At 63.1% G+C, this 24,438-nt stretch carries 19 protein-coding genes and 1 pseudogene; 11 read left to right on the plus strand and 9 right to left on the minus strand.

Features of this window, described 5'->3' with window-relative positions; genetic code table 11:
- The first annotated feature begins 63 nt into the window (after window positions 1–63).
- From iolD to ACHMW7_RS11525, 5 genes and pseudogenes are all read left to right on the plus strand, one after another.
- Window positions 64–1,914, plus strand: coding sequence for a 3D-(3,5/4)-trihydroxycyclohexane-1,2-dione acylhydrolase (decyclizing) (iolD, locus tag ACHMW7_RS11505; RefSeq protein WP_395450369.1), 1,851 nt, complete (start codon window positions 64–66; stop codon window positions 1,912–1,914).
- Between the two features lie 143 nt (window positions 1,915–2,057).
- Window positions 2,058–2,976: pseudogene (gene iolE, locus ACHMW7_RS11510) on the plus strand (myo-inosose-2 dehydratase).
- A 157-nt stretch (window positions 2,977–3,133) separates the two neighbouring features.
- Window positions 3,134–3,340 carry a DUF3329 domain-containing protein gene (locus ACHMW7_RS11515; protein WP_395450370.1) on the plus strand — a complete coding sequence of 69 codons (207 nt, stop codon included), beginning with the start codon at window positions 3,134–3,136 and terminating at the stop codon, window positions 3,338–3,340.
- 4 nt (window positions 3,341–3,344) lie between these two features.
- Complete coding sequence (gene iolB, locus ACHMW7_RS11520; RefSeq protein WP_395450371.1) at window positions 3,345–4,157, plus strand: 5-deoxy-glucuronate isomerase; 813 nt, start codon at window positions 3,345–3,347, stop codon at window positions 4,155–4,157.
- Window positions 4,158–4,200: 43 nt separating this feature from the next.
- Window positions 4,201–5,007 (plus strand): 3-methyl-2-oxobutanoate hydroxymethyltransferase, encoded by an 807-nt coding sequence (locus tag ACHMW7_RS11525; protein ID WP_395450372.1) that lies wholly within the window; start codon window positions 4,201–4,203, stop codon window positions 5,005–5,007.
- 37 nt (window positions 5,008–5,044) lie between these two features.
- Here the strand turns inward: ACHMW7_RS11525 and ACHMW7_RS11530 are convergent, their stop codons facing one another.
- The 5 genes from ACHMW7_RS11530 to ACHMW7_RS11550 all read right to left on the minus strand — a co-directional run bounded on the left by ACHMW7_RS11530 (window position 5,045) and on the right by ACHMW7_RS11550 (window position 14,547).
- Window positions 5,045–6,688 (minus strand): GNAT family N-acetyltransferase, encoded by a 1,644-nt coding sequence (locus ACHMW7_RS11530; protein WP_395450373.1) that lies wholly within the window; start codon window positions 6,686–6,688, stop codon window positions 5,045–5,047.
- Between the two features lie 14 nt (window positions 6,689–6,702).
- Entirely contained in the window at window positions 6,703–8,046 is a 1,344-nt protein-coding gene (locus ACHMW7_RS11535; protein WP_395450374.1) for an HlyD family type I secretion periplasmic adaptor subunit, read from the minus strand.
- A 12-nt stretch (window positions 8,047–8,058) separates the two neighbouring features.
- On the minus strand, window positions 8,059–9,945 hold the full coding sequence (locus ACHMW7_RS11540) for a type I secretion system permease/ATPase (protein ID WP_395450375.1): 1,887 nt from the start codon (window positions 9,943–9,945) through the stop codon (window positions 8,059–8,061).
- Between the two features lie 620 nt (window positions 9,946–10,565).
- A complete protein-coding gene (locus tag ACHMW7_RS11545; RefSeq protein ID WP_395450376.1) occupies window positions 10,566–12,605 on the minus strand; it encodes a type I secretion protein in 2,040 nt (679 codons plus the stop codon).
- Between the two features lie 130 nt (window positions 12,606–12,735).
- Window positions 12,736–14,547, minus strand: coding sequence for a hypothetical protein (locus ACHMW7_RS11550; RefSeq protein ID WP_395450377.1), 1,812 nt, complete (start codon window positions 14,545–14,547; stop codon window positions 12,736–12,738).
- Between the two features lie 668 nt (window positions 14,548–15,215).
- On the opposite strand from ACHMW7_RS11550, the gene ACHMW7_RS11555 reads away from it, so the two are divergent.
- Complete coding sequence (locus tag ACHMW7_RS11555; RefSeq protein WP_395450378.1) at window positions 15,216–16,082, plus strand: LuxR C-terminal-related transcriptional regulator; 867 nt, start codon at window positions 15,216–15,218, stop codon at window positions 16,080–16,082.
- A 7-nt stretch (window positions 16,083–16,089) separates the two neighbouring features.
- Entirely contained in the window at window positions 16,090–16,572 is a 483-nt protein-coding gene (locus tag ACHMW7_RS11560; protein ID WP_115731024.1) for a hypothetical protein, read from the plus strand.
- Between the two features lie 16 nt (window positions 16,573–16,588).
- On the opposite strand, the gene ACHMW7_RS11565 is transcribed toward ACHMW7_RS11560, so the two are convergent.
- Window positions 16,589–17,146, minus strand: coding sequence for a transglutaminase-like cysteine peptidase (locus ACHMW7_RS11565; protein WP_395450379.1), 558 nt, complete (start codon window positions 17,144–17,146; stop codon window positions 16,589–16,591).
- Window positions 17,147–17,332: 186 nt separating this feature from the next.
- Between ACHMW7_RS11565 and ACHMW7_RS11570 the strand changes: the two genes are divergently transcribed.
- Window positions 17,333–17,968, plus strand: a complete 636-nt coding sequence (locus ACHMW7_RS11570) for a hypothetical protein (protein WP_395450380.1) — start codon at window positions 17,333–17,335, stop codon at window positions 17,966–17,968.
- Window positions 17,969–18,074: 106 nt separating this feature from the next.
- Here ACHMW7_RS11570 and ACHMW7_RS11575 read toward each other — a convergent pair whose 3' ends face one another.
- Window positions 18,075–19,661, minus strand: coding sequence for an ABC transporter substrate-binding protein (locus tag ACHMW7_RS11575; RefSeq protein ID WP_395450381.1), 1,587 nt, complete (start codon window positions 19,659–19,661; stop codon window positions 18,075–18,077).
- Window positions 19,662–19,948: 287 nt separating this feature from the next.
- Here ACHMW7_RS11575 and ACHMW7_RS11580 point away from each other — a divergent pair, with 287 nt between their 5' ends.
- Both ACHMW7_RS11580 and ACHMW7_RS11585 read left to right on the plus strand, forming a co-directional pair.
- Window positions 19,949–20,872, plus strand: a complete 924-nt coding sequence (locus ACHMW7_RS11580; protein WP_395450382.1) for a sulfurtransferase — start codon at window positions 19,949–19,951, stop codon at window positions 20,870–20,872.
- 104 nt (window positions 20,873–20,976) lie between these two features.
- On the plus strand, window positions 20,977–22,188 hold the full coding sequence (locus tag ACHMW7_RS11585) for a YeeE/YedE family protein (protein WP_395450383.1): 1,212 nt from the start codon (window positions 20,977–20,979) through the stop codon (window positions 22,186–22,188).
- Here the strand turns inward: ACHMW7_RS11585 and ACHMW7_RS11590 are convergent.
- Window positions 22,178–22,600: a hypothetical protein gene (locus tag ACHMW7_RS11590; protein ID WP_395450384.1), complete on the minus strand. Its 423-nt coding sequence runs from the start codon at window positions 22,598–22,600 to the stop codon at window positions 22,178–22,180. The genes ACHMW7_RS11585 and ACHMW7_RS11590 overlap by 11 nt on opposite strands.
- A gap of 18 nt (window positions 22,601–22,618) precedes the next feature.
- On the opposite strand from ACHMW7_RS11590, the gene ACHMW7_RS11595 reads away from it, so the two are divergent.
- A complete protein-coding gene (locus ACHMW7_RS11595; protein WP_395450385.1) occupies window positions 22,619–23,230 on the plus strand; it encodes a DUF6969 family protein in 612 nt (203 codons plus the stop codon).
- A 104-nt stretch (window positions 23,231–23,334) separates the two neighbouring features.
- On the opposite strand, the gene ACHMW7_RS11600 is transcribed toward ACHMW7_RS11595, so the two are convergent.
- Window positions 23,335–24,438 carry a serine hydrolase domain-containing protein gene (locus ACHMW7_RS11600; RefSeq protein WP_395450386.1) on the minus strand — a complete coding sequence of 368 codons (1,104 nt, stop codon included), beginning with the start codon at window positions 24,436–24,438 and terminating at the stop codon, window positions 23,335–23,337.

Genomic DNA, 24,438 nt, shown 5'->3' on the forward strand with positions numbered 1-24,438 from the left:
TCGAAAGACAGCTGAAGCGAGGCGGCATCCCCGAATGCACCGCGGCAGCGGGAGGAGAAGACGATGACCAAGACCATCCGCCTGACCATGGCGCAGGCGCTGACGCGCTATCTGACACGGCAGATGACCGTGATCGACGGCAAGATGGTGCCGCTGTTCGGTGGCGTGTGGGCGATCTTTGGCCACGGCAACGTTGCCGGCCTCGGCGAGGCGCTCTACCAGCTGCGCGAGGAGTTGCCGACCTATCGTGCCCACAATGAGCAGGCGATGGCGCATGCGGCGATTGCCTTTGCCAAGGCCAACTTCCGCCAGCGGATGATGGCGGCGACCAGCTCCATCGGACCCGGCGCGGTCAACATGGTGACGGCGGCGGCACTTGCCCATGTCAATCGGCTGCCGGTGCTGCTGCTGCCGGGCGATGTGTTCGCCAACCGGATGCCCGATCCGGTGCTGCAGCAGGTCGAGGATTTCGGCGACGGCACGGTCTCGGCCAATGACTGCTTCCGCCCGGTTTCACGCTATTTCGACCGCATCACCCGTCCCGAGCAGATCATCCCGGCGCTGGCGCGCGCCATGCAGGTGCTGACCGATCCGGCCGAGTGCGGACCGGTGACGCTGTCACTGTGCCAGGACGTACAGGCCGAGGCCTATGATTATCCCGAGAGCTTCTTTGCCGAGCGCGTGTGGACGCCGCGCCGGCCGCGTCCGGACCGTGACGAACTCGCGACCGCGGCCGAGGTGCTGAAGGCGGCGAAGAAGCCGCTGATCGTCGCCGGCGGCGGCGTGCTGTATTCAGGCGCTTCGGCGGAACTCGACCGCTTCATTGAGGCCACCGGCATTCCGGTCTGCGAGACGCAGGGCGGCAAGTCGGCGCTGACCGACGAGCATGCTCTTAATATGGCGGCTGTCGGCGTGACCGGCACGGCCGCCGCCAACCGGCTCGCCGAGGAAGCGGATGTGGTGCTGGCGGTCGGCACGCGATTGCAGGACTTCACCACCGGCTCGTGGTCGCTGTTCAAGAACACCGGCAAGACCATCATCGGGCTCAATGTGCAGCCCTTTGATGCGGGCAAGCACCGGGCGCTGCCGCTGGTGGCGGATGCGCGGGAAGGGCTCGCCGAACTCGGCGCCGCGATCGCCGGTTACAAGGCGCCTGCGGCGTGGACCGAAAATGCCAAGGCTGGCAAGGCCGAGTGGCGCAAGGCAGCCGCCAAGGTGACAGCTCCGACCAATGCAGCGCTGCCCTCCGACGCGCAGGTGATTGGTGCCGTGCAGCGTACGCTGGGCAGCGAGGTCATCGTGCTGCATGCAGCCGGCGGCCTGCCGGGCGAGATGCACAAGCTGTGGCAGGCGGGAAGCCCCGGCTCCTACCATTCCGAATACGGTTTTTCCTGCATGGGATACGAGATCGCCGGGGGCTTGGGTGCCAAGATGGCGCGGCCAGACAAGGAGGTCGTCATCATGATCGGCGACGGCTCCTACCTGATGCTGAACTCGGAGATCGCGACGTCTGTGATGCTTGGTCTCAAGCTCACCATCGTGCTGCTCGACAACCGCGGCTATGGCTGCATCAACCGGCTGCAGATGGCGACCGGCGGTGCCAATTTCAACAATCTCTTGCGCGACAGCCGTCATGAAGTGCTGCCCGACATCGACTTTGTCGCGCATGCGAAGAGCCTTGGGGCGAATGCGGAGAAGGCGGCATCGATCGCCGATTTCGAGGCAGCGCTCGACCGCGCCCGCAAGAGCGAGCGCACGACGGTTGTGCTGATCGACACCGATCCGCTGATCTCGACCGACGCGGGCGGTCATTGGTGGGACGTCGCCGTGCCAGAGGTGAGCGCCCGTCCCGAGGTGAATGCGGCGCGCAGGGGTTATGAGGAAAAGCTCAAGCTGCAGCGAGTGGGCGATTGAGGCGTTTACCCTCTCCTTTGTGGGGAGGGTCGGCGCGAAGCGACGGGGTGGGGTGCCCGGCGTCGTGCTCTTTCATCATTACCCCCAACCCGCGCCTGCGGCGCGACCTCCCCACAAGGGGGAGGTAAGAATGGAGAATTGAAGTGAAAGCCAAACTGGGCATGTCCCCCATCGCATGGTGGAACGACGATCTTGCGGAACTGAGCGATGACGTTTCGCTGGAGGAGTGCCTGCGCCAGTCCCGGTCGGCCGGGTTCACCGGCATGGAGCAGGGGCGCCGTTTCCCGAGCACGCCTGAGGAGATGCTGCCGATCCTCAAGAAGGCCGATGTGACTTTGTGCGGCGGCTGGTTTTCGGGCACGCTGGTCAATGAAGAACTGGCCGCGAACAAGGATCGCATCCAGCCGATGATCGACCTGTTCAAGGCGGTCGCCGCGCCGTGCATAGTTTATGGCGAGGTCGGCCGCTCGATCCAGGGCGATCGCGCGAAACCGCTTGCCGGCAAGACTGTGCTTTCCGACGACGAGATGAAGACTTACGCCCGCAAGCTGACCGCGTTCGGCGAATGGTGCGCCGAACAGGGCATGCCGCTGTCCTATCACCATCACATGGCCGCTGTGGTGCAGTTCGAGCATGAGCTCGATGCTTTCATGAAGCATTCGGGTGAGGGCATTCCGTTGCTGCTCGACGCTGGCCATCTCGCCTTTGCCGGCGGCGACGTGCTGCGCGCCATCGACAACCATCACAAGCGCATCAATCATGTGCATGTGAAAGACGTGCGCATGGACGTCATTCGGGGCGCTCGACTGGACGAAGCAGTCGTTCCTCGATGCGGTGGCGCTCGGGGCCTTCACCGTGCCCGGTGACGGCTCGCTCGACTTCGCCAATATCGTCCAGAAGTTCGCCGACTACGGCTATGAGGGTTGGTTCGTCGTCGAGGCCGAGCAGGATCCCAGGAAGAACCCGCCGCTGAAGATGGCTGAGGTCGGCCATGCCGAACTGATGCGGGTGATGACGGCCGCCGGCTATACGGTGGAGACGCAAGGCTATCCTGCCGCATGACCCCTGAGAGCGATATCGGTTTTCGCTGGGGACTATGCTTCAATTCAAGGCATTGCAGCGGTCTTCGCCCACATTGGTCTCGCGGCGCCGTAATGCTTGAGCGCGGTGCCGGGGCCAGCTACGATCCTGTCGGGATCACAGGCGAGGCATTGCGAAATTGACGAACGACCAGAACCATCCGTTCCTTCGCCCGCTGTGGCGGCGCATTGCGCTGGTCGCGTTCTGCGCTGCCTGGTCGCTCTTCGAGTTCGTCAGCGGTTCGCCGTTCTGGGGTACGCTGGCCGGCGGCATGGCGGCTGTTGGCGCCTATCAGTTCCTGATTGCCTACAAGCCCGACGCCGATAGCGAAGCCGGCAAGGAGTGAAACCATGTCGAAACTTCTGATCAAGCCCAAGCACGGCACCGGACGCGTCACCCACGTCACGCCCGAAAGTGCCGGCTGGACCTATGTCGGTTTCGATCTGCACAAGCTTGAACCCGGCGACACCTTTGGCGACTGGACGGCCGACCGCGAGACCTGCCTGGTGCTGGTTACGGGCAAGGCGCATGTGCGGGTCGGCGAAGACGACCTCGGCACGCTGGGCGAACGCATGTCACCGTTCGAAGGCAAGCCGTGGTCGGTCTATGTGCCTGCCGGCGGCGACTGGTCGGTGCGGGCCGAAACCAATGTCGAACTTGCCGTGTGCACGGCACCGGGCCTTGGCGGAAACCTGCCGGTGCGGGTGATCGGCCCCGACGACGTCAAGCAGGAGACGCGTGGCAAGGGCACCAACACGCGCTACGTCACCAACATCCTGCCTGAAGGCGAGCCGGCGGATTCGCTTCTCGTGGTCGAGGTCATCACACCAGGTGGCCATACCTCGAGCTATCCGCCGCACAAGCATGACGAAGACAATTTGCCAAACGAGTCGCTGCTGGAGGAAACCTATTATCACCGGCTCAACCCGCCACAGGGTTTTGCCTTCCAGCGCGTCTACACCGAGTTCAACGATGCCGGCCATCGCGATCTCGACGAGGCGATGGCGGTCGAAGACGGCGACGTGACGCTGGTGCCCAGGGGCTATCATCCGTGCGCGGCCTGCCACGGCTACGACCTCTATTATCTCAACGTCATGGCCGGGCCAAAGCGGACGTGGAAATTCCACAACGCCAAAGAGCATGAGTGGTTGCTGAAGGCATAAAGCCGGGCAGCTTTCGCATATTTTCAGAGCGAAGGAGAAAACGATGGCACGCCACCGGCCAACGGTCGCGGACTTGCGCGCGCTGAGAGGCAAGCGGCAGCTCTTGAAGCTGCGCGTGACGACGCTTGAGGAAGCCGAGGCCGCTGAGCGTGCCGGCATCGACCTGTTGTCGGTGACCTACGGGCTGATGCTCGACAAGCGCTTTCGCGATGCGGCGCCGACCTGCTTTGCCGTGCCGGGCGACGAGTATGGCATGATGGGCGCGACGACCAGCGAGATCCTGCGCACCGCCGTCAGGCTCAAGGCGGCGAGCGCGGATGCTGTCTATTGTTCGGCGAGCCTCAAGACGATCCGCAGGCTGCGCGAAGAGCACATTCCGGTGTGCGGCCACGTTGGGCTGATCCCGACCCATTCGACCTGGACCGGCGGCTTCAGGGCCGTCGGCAAGACCGCGGAAACGGCGGCGCTGGTGTGGAAGCAGGTCAAGGATCTCGAAGACGCCGGCGCGTTCGCTGCCGAGATCGAGGTGGTGCCGGCCGAGGTGGCGAGCGCGATCTCCAGGCGCACCTCGCTGGTGCTGATCTCGATGGGCGCGGGTGCCGGCTGCGACGCGCAGTATCTGTTTGCCGAGGATGTGCTCGGGCTCAATCGCGGCCATTACCCACGTCATGTCAAGGTCTATCGCAACCTCGCTGCGGAATATGATCGTCTCCAGCAGGAGCGGATCGCTGCGTTCAAGGAATATGCCGCCGACGTCGTCAGCGGCGCTTATCCGGCAAGCGGCCATCTCGTAGGCATCGACGCCGACGAGATGCGCAGGTTCGAGGATTTTCTGCGTGGGCAGGCCTAGGCCTGTCCGCTCCGGAATGCGGTTCGCATGCCAGCGCCTAAAGCGCGGTACTCAGAACTCGCGTCACCGCCTTCCGATCCGGATTGAGCATGATGTAGCTCGGCCGGTTGTCGAATTTGAGCTGCTTGAGCATCGACCTGGTCTTGACCAGCAGCATGTCGTCGCGCGATGCAGCCTCAAGCTTGTGCTGCAATCCTTCCAGCGTTTCGATTGCGTCGTCGCTGCGTCCGAGCGCCGCAAGGCTCTTGGCCAGCAAGAATTCGGCTCCAGCGAAATCGGGTGCGAGCGACAGCACCTTGCGGAACGCATCCGCTGCCTCGATGTGCCGGGACAGCGCCTGCAACTCCATTCCCACGCGCAGCCATGCCTTGGATGAAGTCGGCACCGATGTTGCCAGCGTCTGGAAATGAGCCAGCGCCTCGCTGTGATCGCCTCTGGCTGACAGCAACTGTCCGATGCCATAGAGCGTTCGCGGATGCTTGGAGTCGGTGGCGAGGATCTGGCGGTATCCGTTTTCCGCTCTTGCCAGTTGCCCCTGCTGATGGAGGCTTGTGACCTCGGCGAAGATGCCGTTGAGCGAACGGGGATCGAGACGGTCACCGTTATTGCGGCCGCTCTTGGTGTAGATCATCGCACAGTTGATCTTGCTCTCCGTCACGCCGAAGGCGAACTTGTAGGGCTCGTCGCCGCGCAGGAAATCATAGCTCGTGAGGCCGTTCTCGATGGCCAGCTTGATGCAGTGGCCATGCAATATCAGGCCGGCGGGGATGGAGGTCACGGTCTCGTCCCGACCGGCCATGAAGAACAGCAACGCCTTCTTGACCGGGTCGACGAAGATGGCGAGCGCGCCCAGCGGCCGGTCGCCCTGCCACAGGACCGGCAGGAACAGCGTGCCGTTGCGGAAACTTTCGCGCAGCACGCGACGATTGTTGTGCAAGATGGCGTCCAGCCGATCGCCCTTGCGGGCGCCCCATTTCACCCGCCAGAGCTCAAGCAGCGTGTCGATGTCGCGCTCGTAGGTGTCGCCGTCGGCACGGGTGATGCGCAGTTCACCCGCATCGACCTTGCGCAGGAAGCGCCGCAGCTTCTGCCTGGTGTTGGTGCTGAGCACATTGTCGAGATAGCCGTCAAAGCTGTCAGGCAACGCGGCCGCGAAACAGCGGCAGTTGTCGACATTGTCGGCCGCATTGACGCGGCTGAACTCACGCATCGCAAAGATGTCGCGCGAGAACTGGCCGATGAAGGCGAAGACGCGCTCGCGCGACATGCGCAGGTTTTCAAGGTTGAGCCGTGCCCAGCCCATCTGGGCGACGTGGCGGCCGAAGGCCTGCAGCGCCTTTTCGGCATGGGCGGGATCACAGATAGCGCCGGTGTAGTCGGCGGCATTGTTGCCGGCCATGCTGATCTCGTTGAAGAACAGGCCAGTCTTACCGTTCATGCGGGTGCGCATGCGCAGCGGCAACAGCGCCACATAGGGCGATCCGGCATTGCCAAGGCGCGCGGCGAGCACGAACCAGGCGCCCTTGTAGAAGCGCATATAGGGCACCAGCCAGTTCCACGATGTGAAGAACTGCGCCTCCGGATCGGCCTTGTACAGGCGCTCCCAGTCCTGTTGCAGCTTGGCCAGCGTTTCAAGATCGGTGATGACGTCGACTTGCATCTGTGTCCCCCTCATCGTCATGGCTTTCCCCTTGCTCAGCGCTCCATGAATGCGCGCGACATGCTGTCGGCGATCGGCTTGGTCAGGTACCTGAAGAAGGTCCGCTCCTCGGTCTGGACCAGCACTTCCGCCGGCATGCCGGGCGTCGGCGTGAAGCTGTGAACGCGGGAAATCTGGTCTGCCGAAAGGCTGACGCGAGCGACATAGACTTCGCGCGCCACCGGACCTGATGTGTCGGGCAGGGCGTCGGCGGAGACATAGATCACCTGGCCGTCGAGCACCGGCGTGGTGCGCCGGTTGAGGGCGGTGAGCCGCACCGTCGCAAGCTGGCCGACCCGCACATTGTCGATGTCGGTACGGGAAATCAGCGTCTCGATGACCAGCGGCACGTCGGAGGGGAGGATCTCGACGATCGGCTTGCCGCTTTCGATGACGCCGCCTGATGTGTGGTAGTACATGCGCACGATGGTGCCGGCGACCGGCGCGTTGATGGTGACGCGATTGAGCACGCTCTTGGCCTGGCGAAGCTGTTCGCGGATGGTGTCGAGATCGCCCTCGAGGTTCTGCAACTGCTCGAGCGCTGCCTGCTTATAGGCTTCCTTGGCCTGAGTGATCTGCTGGTCGAGCTTGATGATCTCGGAACCGATCTCGGAGACCTCGGCGGCAAGACGGCCGATCTGTCCCTCGGCGTCGGCCATGGCGCGCTGGATTGCCTTGATTTCAGTCGCCCGCAGCAGGCCCTTGTCGAGCAGGGACTTCTTGCCGGAATATTCTTCCTTCATCAAAGCCAACTGCCGTTGCACGGCATCGTGCTGTTGCTGATAGCCGTCGGCGCGGTAGCGGTAGGCAGCGATGTTTTGCTGCAGCAGGCCGATCTCGCTTTGAAGCTTGCCGCGCGCGGCGGTGAAATTCAGCTGCTGACCGTCGACGATCGGCTTGATCTCCGGATCGTTGATGTTGTCGCTGACATTGCTGGGGAAGGAGATTTCAGCCGCGCCGCTGATCTCGGCATTCAGCCGGGCGGCGATGGCATCAAGGCGTACCTGGCGCAAGAAGAGCTGCCGCTCGGTTGCCTGGGCCGCCGTTTCGTCGAGCCGTACCAGCGGCTGGTCGTAGTGGACATGGTCGCCCTCGCTGACCAGCAGCTCCTTGATGATGCCGCCTTCCAGATGCTGGACGATCTTGTTCTGTCCGGCAGCGACAAACGAACCCTGGGCAATGATGGCCGCGGCAAGGGGGGCGGTGAAGGCCCAGGTACCGAAGCCGCCGAAGGTGAGCGCTATCAGCAGAAGGCCGATCTTGGTCTGTTTGCCGATCGAGCGCGGCACATCGGCGTACCATTCGAGGTCGTGGACCTTTACGATTGCCGTGTCGCTCATGACATTGTCCCCTTACGGAATCTGATGGCCGAACGAGCCGCCCTCGATGCTCAGCCCACGTTGGGCAAGCGCCTGGAGGACGTCCTGACGCTGGCCGAACAAGGCCACCGTGCCGTTGACCAGCAGCAGGATCTTGTCGACGCTGTGCAACAGCGCCGGGCGCTGGGTGATGGTGATGACGGTGATCTTGTTTTCCTTGGCGTGCTGGAGCGCGCGGGCAAGCGCCACGTCGCCGGCGGCGTCGAGGTTGGAGTTCGGCTCGTCCAGCACCACCATGCGGGGATTGCCAAAGAACGCGCGGGCGAGCGCGATGCGCTGCTTCTGGCCACCGGAAAGAGGCGCGCCATCGGCAGCGACGAATGTCTCGTAGCCATGCGGCAAGGTCGCGATCATCTCATGGACGTCGGCGAGCATGGCCGCCTGATAGATCTCAGCGTCGCTGACGTCTTCGCGCATGCGCGCGATGTTGGCCTTGATCGAGGCCGGGAACAGCTGCACGTCCTGGGGCAGATAACCGATGTTTTCACCGAACTGGCGCTGGTCCCAATTGCGCAGGTCCATCAGGTCGAGGCGCACATTGCCCGACGTCGGCAGGATTGAGCCGACCAGCATCTTGCCGAGCGTCGTCTTGCCGGCGCCGGAGTTGCCGATGACGGCGAGCGAGTCGCCAGGAGCCAACGCGAAGGTGATGCCGTTGAGCACGACGCGCTTGGTGCCTTGCGGCACGAACAGCAGGCGCTCGACATCGAGCCGGCCTTCCGGACGTGGCAGGTTCAGCCGTTCGAAATTGAGCGGCGACGTTTGCAGCAGGCTGGCGATGCGGCCATAGGCGGCGCGCGACTGGATGACCTGGTTCCAGCCTTCGATGGCGCCTTCGATCGGGCCGAGCGCGCGGCTGGCGATGATCGACGCGGCGATCACCATGCCGCCGCTGAGATGGCCGTCGAGCGCGAGATGGGCACCCCAGCCGAGCATCGTCACCTGGGTGAGCAGGCGTGTCGCCTTCGACATGGCGGCAAAGGCGATGTTGCGGTCCTGCGCGATGACCTGCGCCCGCAGCGAACTCGCCGTGTCCTTGCCCCAGATACGCACGGCTTCCGGGATCATGGCGAGCGCGTTGATGATCTGCGAGTTGCGCGACATCGAGTCGAGATGCAGGTTGGCCTTGCTCTGGTGCGTGTTGGCCTCGCTGAAGGGAGCGGCCGTCGAACGCTGGTTCAAGATGGTGATGACCAGCAGGATCAGCGAGGTCGTCACGACGATGAAGCCGAGATGTGGATGCACCAGGAATACGGCGAGCACGAACAGCGGTGCCAGCGGCGCATCGAGCAGCGTCAGGAGCGTGCCTGAAACCAGGAACGAGCGGAGCTGCTGCAGATCGCCCAGGGTCTGGTATTCGCGGCCGTTGCTGTGCAGTGCGGCGCGAGCTGCGGCACTGAGGATCGGTGCGCCCAACTGAGCCGCGACTTCGACGGCTGTACGCATCAGGATGACCCGGCGGATGGCGTCGAAAATCGTCTGCAAGACCACTGCGCCGACAATGACGATCGTCAGCATGACGAGCGTGTCGATCGAGCGGCTGGTCAGCACGCGGTCGGATATCTGGAAGAGATAGAGCGGAATCGCCAGCACCAGCACGTTGCTGGCCAGCGTGAACAGCATGACGATCAGCAGGTTGCGCTTGACGATCTTGAGGCCGGTCTTGAGCGAGGCCGAGAAGTCGATTGGTCCGAGGCGCTTGTGGAAGACACCACCGCCACCGCCGCCGCCGCCGCCACCACCACCGCCATCGATATCGCCGCCGTTCGGACCCTTGGCGTCCGGCAGTTTTTCCTTCGGCTTGATCGGGCCGTTGTCGGCGTCGATCACCTTGCCGACCGGCATCGACGTGTCCTTCATTTCAGTCTTGGTCGGGCCTTGCGGTTCGTTGACCCGCATGTCCGGGCGAGGAGGTGCGGACGCTGCCGGGGCGGCAGGTGGCGCCTCGGTCGGCGCTAGCCCGGCCTGAGTTGCGCCCTCGGCTTGGGGCGCGGCAATGGGTGCCTCCGGAGTCGCACGTGCGGCCGGTTGAGGCCGCGTGCCCGGTGCTGCTGCGGCGGGGGCAGACGCTTGGGGGCGTTGAGCCGTAGCGTTCCGCTCCGGAGGTATGATCGAAGGCTCAGTCGGCCTTCCCGATGGCTGTTGCGTGTGTGCCGGCTTGGCACTCGCCTGTGGAGACTGCGGCGCGGCTGCCTTGGCCTCTGGCGACGCACTCTCTGCTGGGGCGGCTGGCGCAGCCGGCTTGTCGCCGGCGGCGTCGTGCAACTCACCCACCACGTTGTCGATGTATCGCTCCAGCTTGTCGAGTGCCTGTTCCTGGGGAGCTACGGCATTCGACAATGTCGTTTGCGCTACAGGCTTGGGTTCCGATGCCCGCGGACGCGCTTGCTGGCTGTCCTGACTGTCGTCGTCGTCCGGCAAATTATGAAAACCACTCCAGCCTTCACGGTCGTCGGTCATTTTATGCCCCTCTTGGTCGACTAGCCCAGCATGTGCTGCATGACGTCAGCCGACGCGGAATCTGCAGGTTGCGGTGCAATCGGATTGGAATGGGAGGCGTCGCCGCCCGTGTCGTCGCTGCCGTCACCGAGAAACGCGACGGCTTCGGTGACGAGGATGTCGGGGTTCTGCGCACCCAGATCCGGATCGCTGGAGACCAGGTTCGCCTGGATCAGTATTTCGTCTGAATAGCTGTCGCCGCCGACATAAACCTTGGAGTAGCCGTCGACGTCGACGATGGTCGCGGAGTTGACCAGCTGGTTGCCGCCGGTGGTGATCGTCCATTCGGTGTCGGGGTTGGCGGTCACCTGGTTCATTGCCAGCGCGACCTGGTCGCTGTCGCCCATCACGGTCGTCTGCTTGATGTACTGCAGATTGTAGATGTCGCCCGAGATGTAGAGCACGCGCAGTATGCCGATGCCGTCGAATGCGGCATCCTGCAGGATGGAATTCGGCAGTTCGTGGTTGCCGGACGCAAGGTTGCTTGCGGCGGTGTTGTAGCCGTCGGGCAGCGGCTCGCAGGTGCCATTGCCGACATTGATGATGCTGGCCTGGTTCCACAAAAGGTTGCCGTCGGTCGAGACCGAGCCTTCGCCTGACGTCGAGAACCCACTGACCGCGCCGATCGTGTCGTTGTCGATCAGCAGGTTGAGCTGGTGGATGATGCTGGCGTCATAGACGTTGCCGCCGATGATGATCAGATCGTAGTAGTTGCCCAGTTCGTTCAGGCTGACGCCGTTGAAGGCGGTGTTTTCGCCGGTCGACACCATCGACTGCACGCCGGAAGAAGATGCGATGCAGACATCGTTGTCGGTGATGAATGCGTATTGGTTGATCCAGTTCATCATGATCAGGTCGCCCGAAATCTCGGTGACCACGTAATAGGACGGGAAAGCCGGCGGTGCCTCGGGGGCTGCATTGGCTTCGCCCGCCGAAGGATCGATGTGCTTGAACATAGCGATGTTGAAGCTCTGGTCCTGGCCGCCGGGGTCGAAGGGCCAGCCACCAACTGCCGCGCCGACGCTGTCGACGTCGCAGGAGGCGTTGATCTGGACAATCGCGTTGATCGAGAAATGGTCGCCCATGACGGCCATGACTTCTGCCGAGACCCAATCGTTGACGACCACGCAATCGTTGATGACGGTGTTGCCGCCCATGCTGATCGTAACGCTCGGATTGGCCGTGCCGTCGCCCCAGCCGTCCATGAAATCGCTGGAATCGGGGGCATGGCTCGTGTCGAGCGGCGCGTCAGGTCCCTTGGCGTCCTCGTCATGTTCCTTCAGGAAATTGACGTAGTCTTCCATCTTCGGCACGTCGGCCTCGTCGACCAACTGACCGTTGATGTAGGTGCCTTCGATGGTCTCGCCCTTGGTGGTGAAGACGTCGGCGTTGCCATGGTCGTCGGCATCGAAGCCGTCGAGACGGGCGATGGCCGTGGTGACGAAACTCGCCATCTCTTCGGTGGTGCCGGGGAGTGTCAGGTCGTCGATCGGCGACAGGTCGGTTGCGGCCTGGTGCAACTCGACCATCGGGGTGTCGTCGACCACCGGAGGCGTGAATGTCAGCCCGCTGCCGCCAAAGCTGACATAGTCGTTGTCGGAAAGCCGGATCTCCTGGTTGATGATGGCGGCCAAATCGCCGGGTGGGCTGATCTGCGGCAGGACGATACCGCCCGAGCCGACCGTCATGCCTTCTGGAGAATGAGCGAAATTGTGCAGAAATGGTCCGTGCGGGACATGAATGTCCGGCGGGGTGAAGTGAACCTTCGACCAGACTGTGAGCTGCTCGATTTCGGGCCTTACGCCCAGATACGGAACGTTGGGATCAAAATCCTCCAGCGAATGAGACGCGTCGACCTTGATTCCAACGGTTTGATGGTCCGGCAACAGCTCGTCGGCCTTCTGCAAGGCCTTGAATTCATTGTAGGCTTGCTTGAGGCGGGCTTCTTCACTCGCCGTTTCGAACAGACCTATGAAATGAGCGATCGCGTCGCTGACCTTATCGAGATATGCGGCATACATCACAGTGCCTCCGCCCGGAGTTCAGGCGCGGTGAGGCTGCACATGCTCCACCGGCCAAGATGGACTGCGCGGGGATACCCGCGCAGTCCGGCTCATTGGTTCCGCAAGCGCGGAGCCTTCATGCCGATGGTTAGAGCGTGCTGTGGTCGGTGGAGTCTTCGCCGGTCAGAGTATGATGGTATTCGCCGCCCACCACGGTCATGTTAACCGTATTGCCTTGCAGGTTGGCACCCATCACGATCTGCTGGTTGAAGGCACTGGTGTCGATCGCGGCGTCGGCATGCGCCGAGCTGCTTCCGGTGACATAACCGTCGTCACCATTCTGCGAACCCCACATACCACCGTCGCCGCCGGCGCCACCGGCACCAGCCCAAGCGTCACCAGCCGTTCCGCCGCCGCCGCCGCCGCCAGCCCAAGCGCCGCCGCCAGTGGCGTTGCCGCCCGTGCCGTCAGCCCAGGCGCCGCTCAATGCGTGGCCGCCGTCGCCGTCGTTCAGAGCCCAGGCGCCACCAGATGTGCTTGCGCCACCGGTTGCAGCACCTGCGGTCGCCGAACCACCGGTGCCTGCACCGCCGCCGCCGCCGCCGCCACCATTGCCTTCGCCTTCGCCTTCGCCGCTGCCGTAACCGACGCCGGCGCCGAGGCCGAAGCCGAGAGCGTCGCCGGTATCGCCATTGGCATCGCCAGCGTTCGCCTTGGCGTCGCCGCTGTCGGCGTCTGCGTTGCCGGAATCGGCATTGCCGCCGCGTCCGCTGTCGGAATCGGCGTTGCCGCCGTCGCCCTTGGCATCGCCACCTTCACCGAAGTTCAGGATGGGAAGGATGGGCACGAATGCATCGATGCCGTCACCGCCGTCGCCCTTGGCGTCGCCGCCTTCGGTATCGCCGATGTCGCCGCCGTTGCCGGCGTCTGCCTTGCCGGAATCGGCATCGGCGTTGCCGCTGTCGGCCTTGGCGTTGCCGCCGTCGCCCTTGGCGTCGCCCGAGTCACCTTCGCCCGCGCCGAGACCAAGTCCGGCGCCAAGGCCGAGGCCGAGGCCGAGGCCGAGACCGGTACCGCCGTCGCCACCCCTGCCGCCGTCGCCCTTGCCACCGTCAGCGTCGGTGTCGGCGCTGCCGCCCTTGCTGTCGCCGCTTTCAGCCTTGGTGTCGCCCTTGGCGTCGCCACCCAGGGCTGTGCTCAGTGCCAGGCCGCCTTCGCCCTTGCCACCGTCGGCTTCGCCACCCTTGGCGTTGCCGCCGTTGCCGCCGTCGGCTTCGCCGCCCTTGGCCTCGCCGCCTTCCGCGCCGCCGCCGCCGGCATTGATGCCGTCACCAGCTTCTGCGTGGCCGGCCTTCTGGTCGAACTCCTGCTTGAAGTCGCCGTCGTTCTTGACGGTTGCGCCATCGAGCTTGTCGTTGTCGACCATATGGGCGGTTTGGTTGATGACGAAGCCGTTGCTGTTGGCACCGGTCAGCGAGTTGTTCAGGACGTCCTTGAAGCTGACGTCGTCGCCTGGATCGTAAGTGACGTTGCCGTCCTTGCTGAACAGGATGTCGCCCTTGATGTCGCCGCCGGCCTTGATGTCGGCGAAATCATTGTCTTCCTTATAGTCGCCGAGTTGGCCGTCGAGATTGAGATCGACATTGACATCGACATCGACCTTGGTCTCGGTCTTGTTTTCGTTGGTATTCTCGTTCTTGGACTCGTTCTTGTTTTCGTTTTCGTTCTCAGACTTGGACTCGTTCTTGTTTTCGTTCTTGTTTTCGGATTCGTTCTTATTTTCCGACTCGTTCTTGTTTTCGTTCTTGTTTTCGGATTCGTTCTTATTCTCGGACTCGTTCTTGTTTTCGTTCTTGTTTTCGTTCTTGTTTTCGTTCTCGCTGTCGCCGCCCAGCTCAATATCGTTGCCGATGAACTGCAGGCCAAACGCGTTGAGGTTGTTGCTGTTACGATCAGACATCGTCTTGTCCTTGGTTGGGACCGCGATCGCTGGACCGTTCTCATCTTTCACACGGTCTTGGGGTCACGCGGGCTGTTGTCTATTTTCCACTGTTTCAGATGGAGTTGAGCGGATCGTCAGGCCGAGGGGACTGGTGGCCATTGATCCCGCATCGTTATTGGCTGGCCGATACCTCCCTTGTTGTGTGTGGGGCGGTGCTCGGAGTCTTCACAATGACGTGAACGAAATGCCGTTTTTGCACGGCATTGAATGTTCAATTCTGAAGCCCCGGATACGCCATGCCCATGGTGGCGGAACCAACAAAGTCTGTGGCCGAGACCGGGAAATTGTAAGCTGACAGTTCGCGCTAGGCTGTTTGGGTCAGCACGCCAAGAAGTCGCAGCGGTGATCTAGATATTGCAGCCGATAATCGGTCAGAAATATTGACCTCTTGCCACAAGTGTACAATTGAGAGTCATTTGCGGCAGAATTGCCCAGGTTCCGGCTGCTTGCATCGCATCAAATATCGACGCCGATGATCGCTCGGTGGGCCAGTCGAAATAGGCCGAAAGGCTAGCTCGCTCGATCGCTCAATTGTCCGGAAGGGCTACATCGGGTCTTCCTGTAGCTCATCTTGCATATACCGAACCGTTAACAAGCGGTATATGGTGTCTAAATAATGCTCCCCAATGGCGGCAACTGGGGGAAAAAAGACGCGCATTTGTGAACATTGGGTGGGTGACCAAATGTACCGAGTGGCAATTCCCAGCGCACGCCGCGCTAACGGAGCGGACGGCTCCGCACAGAAAACCTGCAAGACGTTGCTGATCGTTGCTCCGGCCGATTTCGTGTCGGAGAGCCTGATCTTTGCGATCGAACGCGAGTTTCACTGGATCACTGTCGATCAGGTGCCGACACTTGCCGACGCCTGTGTCGGCTTTGATGCCCCTGTATCGCTGATCCTGGTGGAGGCCAAGCAACTGCCTGAGGTCGCAGCTCAGTCCGAACGGTTGGCGCTTCTGCATCCTTCGGCGCAGATCATGCTGATCCAGGAAGACGGTCGGCAGGAGGTTTCGATCCGCGACGTGGTCACTGCGCGCAATGTGCGTGGCGTTCTGCCGATGAACCTGAAGCTTGACGTCTGGCTGTCGGTGGTCCGCCTGGTTTTGCGCGGCGGCGAATATTTCCCGCTGTCACTGTTCGAGCCGATCATCGAGCGGCGGCGCGCCGGCGCTACCGGACCTGCCATCAGTTTCGACGCCCCACCGAAGGCACAAGTCCCGCAAGACAACGAGGTGGACGATTTCGACGATCTGACAGAACGGGAATTGCAGATTCTGGCCATGGTCGCCCGCGGATTGCAGAACAAGCTGATCGCCGCTGCACTCGGGCTTTCCGAGCACACGGTGAAGATCCACCTGCACAATATCATCACCAAGCTCGGTGCCCACAACCGCACCGAAGCGGCGGCGGTTTATCACAAGCGGCGGGATAGCGGCGGCGAACGACGCGTCGGCGATGTCGCCGTGCTTCATGCGCAGCAAACGTTGTCATGAGTGCGAGATGCCGCGTTTCCAGGACGTGCTGCTTACCGTTGGCCAGCTCAATTACACCTGGACCAACACCGAAAGCCTGCTCATCTATCTGATCGCCGGTCTTGCCAAGGTTGACAAGGAAACGGCGATCATCATCTTCCTGACGCTGAATACGACACGCGCGCGCCTCGATCTCGTCGAGCGGCTCGCCAAGATGGCGAAGACTCCGCAGGCCTGCCGCGACGCCGTGCTTTCGGTCGCCGACCAACTGACGCACCAGGGCAAGCTGCGCAACAAATACAGCCATTGCATCTATTCGTTCGACGAGACAGGTACGCGGGCCAGCACCCAGCTGATGCGCATCTTCGACAGCAAGGATAGCGTTCGCTACGGCAAGAACGAAGAACTCGACGACAACGAGATGCACCGCATCTCGGCCTCGATAGAGGCGATCAGGGACATCAACCGGCAGATTTGGAAGATCGTCGAGGACAATGCGTTTCCGCATTGAACGAAGCCGAGCTGGTTCAGGCGCCGATGCGCATCCACTTGCCGTTTCCGGATTGCGACTGCCGTGCAAAGTAGCGATAGGGCGTGCTCTTCCAGTTCCTGATGGCGCCGGTGCGGTTATCCAAAATGAGATCGCCGCTGTCGGTGCGAACCGTCAGCACCGTGTGTCCTGCGCCGCCATATGTGGCGACGGTCAACAGCAGGGTCGAGGCCGGCCAGCCGAGCTTGCGCAACTCATTCTTCTTGAGGATGGCGATGTCTTCGCAATCCCCCACCGATGTCGGCAGTCGCCAGTCGTCATTGCGTCCGGTGGTGGCGATGTCCTCGCGTTGGCTGATGCGCTGGTTGACCGCGGAATTGACCTTCTTGAGGTCGCTCAAGCGCGCCTCGTTAAGCGCCATCACCTTGGTCTTGCCGGCGGTGCTGCATAGTCCGGGTTGTCTAGCGCAAAAGGTGTTTGCCGCCGGCGGGGCAAAAGCATAGCCGACTGTGCTCATGCTTGATCCTGAGGTGGCAGACTGGCTGCAGCCAGCGGAAATCAAGGCGATCGCAACGAGCGCCGCGAACTTTTGCATGTGCTGTTCCCCCTCTCAACGGGTACTAGCAGACAGCATATTAGAGCTAGATAAATCAACCCATGAGAGCGATCTTTGCACCGATTTCAAAAGGTTGTATGATTAACAAAGTGTTTCCGATGATCGGAACACGTGATCATAGCGCCAGTTTGGGGACGGGCGCGTTTTTTCCCTTAGGAGGAAGAAATGACGACGTACCCAACCTGCGTGCGCAGGATCCAGACGATTCTGCTGGTTTCCTCGGCTCTTGCGGCAGTCAGCTTCGCTTTCCCCGCATCTGCCCAGAGCAACATCCGGCCGCGCATGACGGCCGCGCAATGCCAACCCCTCACCCAAGGCAACTATGAAATGTGCTGCATTGCGATCAATCGCAGCAGCGTCATGTCGTCCGATCAGTTGGCCCAGTGCCCACCGCTGACAACGTCGCTGATTGCGGCCGTACTGGCCGGCGGCGAGAACGATGACGGTGGCACCGCTGATGACGGTGACAATGGCACCCCTGGAGGCCCTGGCGGCAACCCAGGCGGAAACCCAGGCGGAAACCCAGGCGGTAACCCTGACGACGGCGGTAACCCTGGCGGCGGTGGCGGCGGCGGCGGTGGCGGCGGCGGCGATGATGGTGGCGACGACGGTGGTTCCGGCGACGACGGTGATTCCGGCGGCGGTGGCGGCGGCGGTGGCGGCGGCGGTGGCGGCGGCGGCGGTGGCGGCGGCGGTGGCGGCGGCGGTGGCGGCGGCGGCGGCGGTGGCGGCGGCGGCGGCGGTGGCGGCGGCGGCGGTGGCGGCGGCGGCGGCGGTGGCGGCGGCGGTAGTGACGACTGAGCCTAGCCGAACCTGATCTGGCAACACGCTAAAACAGCCGGGCGGCAACTTGCCGCCCGGTTCTTTTGTTGATGGGCGTCTGGAGACTGGCTTTGTGCCGGAGCGACTACTTGGACACGGCCCAATAGCGGTCGTCGGCGAAGGTCGTGCCCATCATCAGGCCTTTGATCCGCGCGCTGACGCCAAGCTTGCGCACTTCCTGGAACATCATGATGAAAGGGGAGGTGTCTGTGTGCACCTTCTGGATCGCCTCATACATGGCCTTGCGCTTGGCCGTGTCCTGTTCGCGCACGGCGGCCATGGCATCGGGTGAAAGCGCGCCGGCGTTCCAGCCGAAGCGGTCGGCCAGACTGTCGGAGCCGTCGGGCGCGTCCTGCTTGTTGACGGCGAACGCCTTGGCGTTGGAGTGCGGATCGGGGTAGTCGGGCCCCCACAGGCCAAGCCAGATGTCGAGGTCGTGGTTGCGGTAGCGGTCGAGCCATTCGCGGCCGCCGACTACCTGCAGGTTGAGCTGCACGCCCGCCTGCGCCATGGTCGCCTGGATCGCCTTGGCGAAATCGGTGAAAGGCTGCGTGTCCCATACCACCATGTCGAGGGAGAACTCGCCGCTGACCCCGCCTTCAGCCAGAAGCGCCTTCGCCTTTTCGAGGTCAAAGCTGAACGGCTTGTAGGCAATGGCGCCGAGGAACCCGTTCGGCACCAGCGTCTGATGCACTTCCATGGTGCCGCGCGAAATGGTGTCGACGATGCCCTGGTAGTCGACGAGATACTTCATCGCCTCGACCACCTTGGGATTGGCGAGATACTGGTTCCGGACGTTGAGGCCCATGTAATAGATGTTGCCCGAGCGGCCGTGGACGATGGCCAGTTTCGGGTTGTTGGTGAGGGTATCGAAATCGCTCGGCCCGAGCCGGTTGGCGATGTCGATCTCGTCGCTTTCGAGCAACCAGCGCTGGGCCGAGCTTTCGGCGACATGGCGGATCAGGACGTGCTCGACTTTGGCCGGCGTGCCCCAGTAGTTGTCGTTGCGCGTGAGCAGGATCGACTCCCTGGGCTGCCATTTGCTGAGCACAAACGGACCTGATCCGGCTGAGTTCTGCGCCTTGAGCCAGCCATTGCCGGAGTCGCCATCGACTTCGTGCGCCTTGACGGTTTTGCTGTCGACGATGGCGCCCATGTAGGACGACAGGCAGTAAAACAGGAAGCTCGGCGAATAGGTGTCGGCGATCGTGATGACCAGGGTCTGGTCGTCGAGCGCCTTGATACGGTCGTCGACATTGTCAGGCGAGAAACCGAACTGGCCGATGATGAAGGCCGAGCGCGACTTGAGGTGAATGACCCGCCTGAGCGAGAATTCGGCGTCCCATGCCGTCACCGGATTGCCCGAGGCAAAACGGGCTTTCGGGTTCATCTTGAAGGTGAAGGTCTTGCCGTCGGGTGAAATCGTCCAGCTTTCGGCGAGCAAGCCGACGATCCTGGTGGGGTCGTTGACGTCAAAGCTGACCAGCGACTGATAGATCTGGCTGCTGGTGAGCACGCCGCCAACTTCGCCGACTTCGCCCGGGTCGAGCGTGACTACGTCGTCAATGGCATCGGCAACGACCAGCGTATCGTCTGGCGTATGGGCAAACGCAACCGAGACGGCGAGAGCTGTCCCGAATATCGCTGCAACCATGGCCTTGAGCAAACGCATGCCTCTGTCCCCTCATGAGCCTTTGCTGCGGCCCAAATCATCGGCTCGGCGGCGTTGATCAGAAAGTCGTCGTAATAGACCAATTTGTGAAGGGGTTATATTCTTTATTCTGCATATGAACATGCAAGTTGAGACGAGGAATGTTTTTCCTTCTCTGTGGCCTTATTGCGTATTGCGTTTCGACGGAAGCGCCAATTTGGGACTGTGATGCCGTGTTTGCGGGGCGATACCGGATTATAAATGTAGCCAACGCTCGTTTTTAAAATCTTTTTCCCTGGAGTTGTCCGATGCGCTTTTCTCTGTTTGCCGCCGTCGTTACTGCCGGCCTGGCTTTCGCCACCGGCGCACTGGCCGAGCGCCTGACCGACAAGCCGCTTGTCGACGCCGCCTGGCTCAAAGCCAACCTCGGCCACAAGAGCCTCGTCGTGATCGACGTGCGCGACGCTGCCAAGGACGGCAACAGCCCCTATGCCAAGGGCCACGTGCCAGGTGCCGTCAGCGCGCCTTATGCGACGGCAGGCTGGCGCGCCGAGGTGAACGGCGTTCCCGGCATGCTGCCGCCGCTGGAGACCATCACCAAGACCATCGGCGACCTCGGCGTGAGCAATGACAGCCATGTCGTGATCGTGCCGAACGGTACCGACTCCTCAGAATTCGGCGGCGCCACCCGCGTCTACTGGACCTTCAAGGTCCTGGGCCATGACGCGGTGTCGATCCTCGACGGCGGCGCACGCGCCTGGGAGGCAGCCGGCGGCGAAGTCTCCACCGAAGTTGCCAAGCCTGTGGCAGTTGCTTTTGATGGCGAGCTCAAGACCGAGCTTCTGGCCACCACCGCCGATGTCGAGAAGGCACGCGCCGAAGGCATCAAGCTGATCGACGGCCGCCCGGCCGCGCAGTTCAAGGGCGAGGCGAAGAGCCCGGTCGTCCGCGTTGCCGGCACCATCCCCGGCTCGAAGAACCTCGAAAACAGCAAGCTCTATGATGCCGACAAGGCTTCGTTCGCCTCGAAGGAAACCGTGGGCAGCCTTTCGCAGTCCGTCGGCCTTGCCAAGGACGAGCAGAACATCGCCTTCTGCAACACCGGCCACTGGGCGTCGGTTGTCTGGTTCGGCCTGAGCGAGATCGAAGGCAACAAGAACACCAAGATGTATGACGGCTCGATGGCCGAGTGGGCCGCCGATCCGGCCCGCCCGGTGCAGCCCGGCAACTGATTGCCACAAGCGCAGGCCGCCATGACGATGTCCAGGAGCGATCCTGGACATCGTCATCTGCAGAGGCCATGCGTAGACTTCGACTTTTCCCGGACTGAATTGAAATGACTGAGATAAATGCCACCGCGCCGGCCCCTGTCGCAGGCGTCAACCTCGACAAGGGGCCTGTCGTCTTCGTCGGGCTTGCCTTGATCCTTGGCGCTGTTGCCATCGGCCAGGCGATCGACGCGCGCCAGGCGGTGCTGTTTGTCATCGGCGGCCTGCTCGGCCTGACGCTGTACCACGCCTCCTTCGGCTTCACCGGCGGCTGGCGGCGTTTTGTCGTCGAGCGGCGCGGCAATGCGATCCGCGCCCAGATGCTGATGATCGCGGCTGCCGCCATTGTCTTCATTCCGCTTCTGGCGCTCGGCAGCTTCAACGGCCAGGCGCTTGTCGGCGCCTTCGCGCCGGTTGGCGTGTCGGTGCTGGTCGGCGCCGCGATGTTCGGCCTCGGCATGCAACTCGGCGGTGGCTGCGGCTCGGGCACGCTGTTCACCGTCGGTGGCGGCAGCTCACGCATGCTGGTGACGCTGATCTTCTTCATCGTCGGGGCGGTCATCGGCACCGCGCATCTGCCGTGGTGGCTGGCGCTGCCGTCGCTGCCGGAGATCAGCCTGGGCAAGATGCTTGGCGTGCCGGGCGGGGTGATCGTCACGCTCGTTGGTCTTGCCACCGTCGCTGGCCTCACCGTGCTGGTCGAGCGCCGCGCCCATGGCAGCATTGAAAAGGTGAAGCCTGCGCCGCGCCAGGGCGTTGCCCGTCTGTTGCATGGCCCGTGGCCACTGATCGGGGCAGGGCTTGTGCTCGCCGGACTGAACATCGCAACGCTCGTCACAGCCGGCCACCCCTGGTCGGTGACCTTCGGCTTCGGCCTATGGGGCGCCAAGGTGGCGCAGGCGGTCGGCGTGCCCGTCGAGACCTGGGCGTTCTGGAACTGGCCTGGGCCGGCCAAGGCGCTGGGCTCGAGCGTGCTCGCCGACGTCACCTCGGTGATGAATTTCGGCATCATTCTAGGTGCTGCACTGGCCGCCGGGCTTGCCGGCAAGTTCGCCCCCAAGGTGCATGTGCCGTTCGCCTCGTTCCTTGCTGCGGCCATCGGCGGTGTGTTGATGGGCTATGGCGCGCGCCTTTCCTTCGGCTGCAATGTCGGCGCGTTGTTCTCGGGCATCGCCTCGGGCAGCGTGCATGGCTGGCTGTGGTTTGCCTCGGCCTTTGTCGGCAGCCACGGCGGTGTCGCGCTGCGTCCGCTGTTCGGGCTCGATGGGTTCAAGAAATGAGCGCGCGCAACACCCTCCTGTTCGGCACGGCCTTCCTCGCCGCCACCTCGGCGGTCGCTGTCGACCACACCCGCTTTGCCGCACCCAAGCCAGCACCCGCTGCCACCGCACCGGCGACGCCTTGCGCTGCCGGAAATCCGTGCGCCGCAGGTTCGCCTTGTGCCGCAGCCTCGCCGTGCTCGGCCGCTTCGCCATGTTCTGCTGCGGCTCCCTGTGCTGCGGCATCTCCTTGCGCGGCAGCGTCTCCGTGTTCGGCAGCTTCGCCGTGCTCGGCTGCACCTGCTCCGGCGGCCGCAGCGCCATGTGCTGCTGCCTCCCCATGCGCGGCGGTTCCGGCGCCTTGCGCTGCAGCAGCACCTTGTGCCGCCGCACCCACCGCTTCGCCTTGCGCGGCCCAGCCGCAATAGGCCAAGCTGCTGCCCGGAGGCCGGTGATGGACGAAGCAAGGTCAGAAGCGGCGCGGCAGGCGTTGTTCTGCGAACAGGTGCTGGCGAAATCGGGCAGCAACGTGCTGCTCGAGACGCTGCGCGAGGCAAAGTCGGTCGCTGCGTGGGAGCATTTTCCCCCGGGCGACGTGTTCGATCCCGCGACCGGGGCGCAGTGGTATTACCATAGCCACCCGCCGCAGCAGGGGCAGGCCGAGCACGGCCATTTCCATTGTTTCGTGCGGCCGGAAGGCGCGAAAGGGCCGATCCACCACATCGTGGCGGTCGGCGTCGATGCTTATGGTCGGCTGCTGCGCCTGTTCACCGTCAACCAATGGGTCGTCGGTGACAACTGGCTGGAAGCGGAGGCGACGATTGCGCTGCTGCCACGCTTCGACCTGCATTTCGCCCGGCCATCCTATCTGGTCAATCGCTGGCTGAGTGCAGTGGTCGATCTCTATTCGGAAGAGATCAAGACCCTGATCCGCGAGCGCGACCGCGTGCTGGCTGCGCATCATCAGGTGAATGATGCTCCAGCGCGCGACGACCGCGCGCTGGAGGTGACGTCCGAACTCGGCGTTGACCTTCGCCAGATGGCCGCCGGCCTGGGCGTCTGAACTCTGGGGCGCCGTGCGTCCGAATGGACGCAAAATGACACTCCGACTGTTGAAGCTGCGCATCGTGCTTTGCGAAAATCGGTCCCGGTTTCCGGGCCGATGCACTAGCCGCGCAGGATCACCCTGATTGCCTGGTCGAACACCGGGTGCATGCTGCTGGCGTAATAGGACAGGCGGTTGCCCGAGCCGGCATTGCAGGTCATGGCGACCGTCAAGCCCGACCTCGGCTCGTGCTGCATGACGGTGACGTAGCCCGGAATGCCGCCCTGATGGCCGTAGAACAGGCGATCGGCGTAGCTGCTCTGGAACAGGCCGGCACCTGTCTCACGCATGCGGGTTCCCGGGAAGCTGACCTCGGCGCGGTTTTCGCTCATCTCGCGGAACAGCGATGCCGGCAACAGCCGACCGCTAAACAGTGCGCGCATGAAAACGACCATGTCGCGCGGCGTCGATACCATGTCGCCGCAGCCATAGGCGCCGGAGAAGGGAAAGCTGTCGGAGGAATCCTGCAACTCGTCGGAGTAGGGCAGCACGCCATCCATGCGCCACATCTCGCCGCCCTCGGCGATGCCAGTTGCCGCGTCGGATGCAGGTTTTGGGCGGTGGTAGTAGCCGCGCACCATGCGCCCGGTCGGGAAATTTTCGGTCGCCGGCGACCAGGTGTCCTTGAGGCCGAGCGGGTCGAGCACTTTTCCGCGCACATACGCGCCCAGCGAAAGTCCTGATACCGCCTCGATCAGCATGCCGGCCAGCACATAGCCGGTGTTGTTGTAGACGGCAGGCCCGCCCGGGGCTTTCTGGGCACCGACGCTGAAGGCGAGATCGACCAGCTGCGACGGCGTCCAGGACCTGCTCGGGTCCATCGGGATGTCATATTCGAATTCGGGCAGGCCGCCGCGATGGTTGATCAGCTGACGCACCGAGACCTCGTCGGGGCGGGGCAGATCAGGGAACCATTTCGAAATCGGTTCGCCGAGATCGACCTTGCCCTCCTCGGCGAGCTTCATCAGTGCTGCGGCGACGAAGGTCTTGGTGCAGCTGCCGATCTTGAACAGATGGTCGGGCGTGACCGGAACGTTGCGCGGGCGGTCGGCCAGGCCTGATGTGACGGCCACGAGATCGCCATCGCCGAGTGCGAAGGCAAACGAGGCGCCTACCGCGCCCTCGGCGCGGTAGGTTTCGAGCAGACAGTTCAATTCTTCGAGCAT

The sequence above is a fragment of the Aminobacter sp. UC22_36 genome (assembly GCF_044056035.1).
Taxonomy (GTDB): Bacteria; Pseudomonadota; Alphaproteobacteria; order Rhizobiales; family Rhizobiaceae; genus Aminobacter.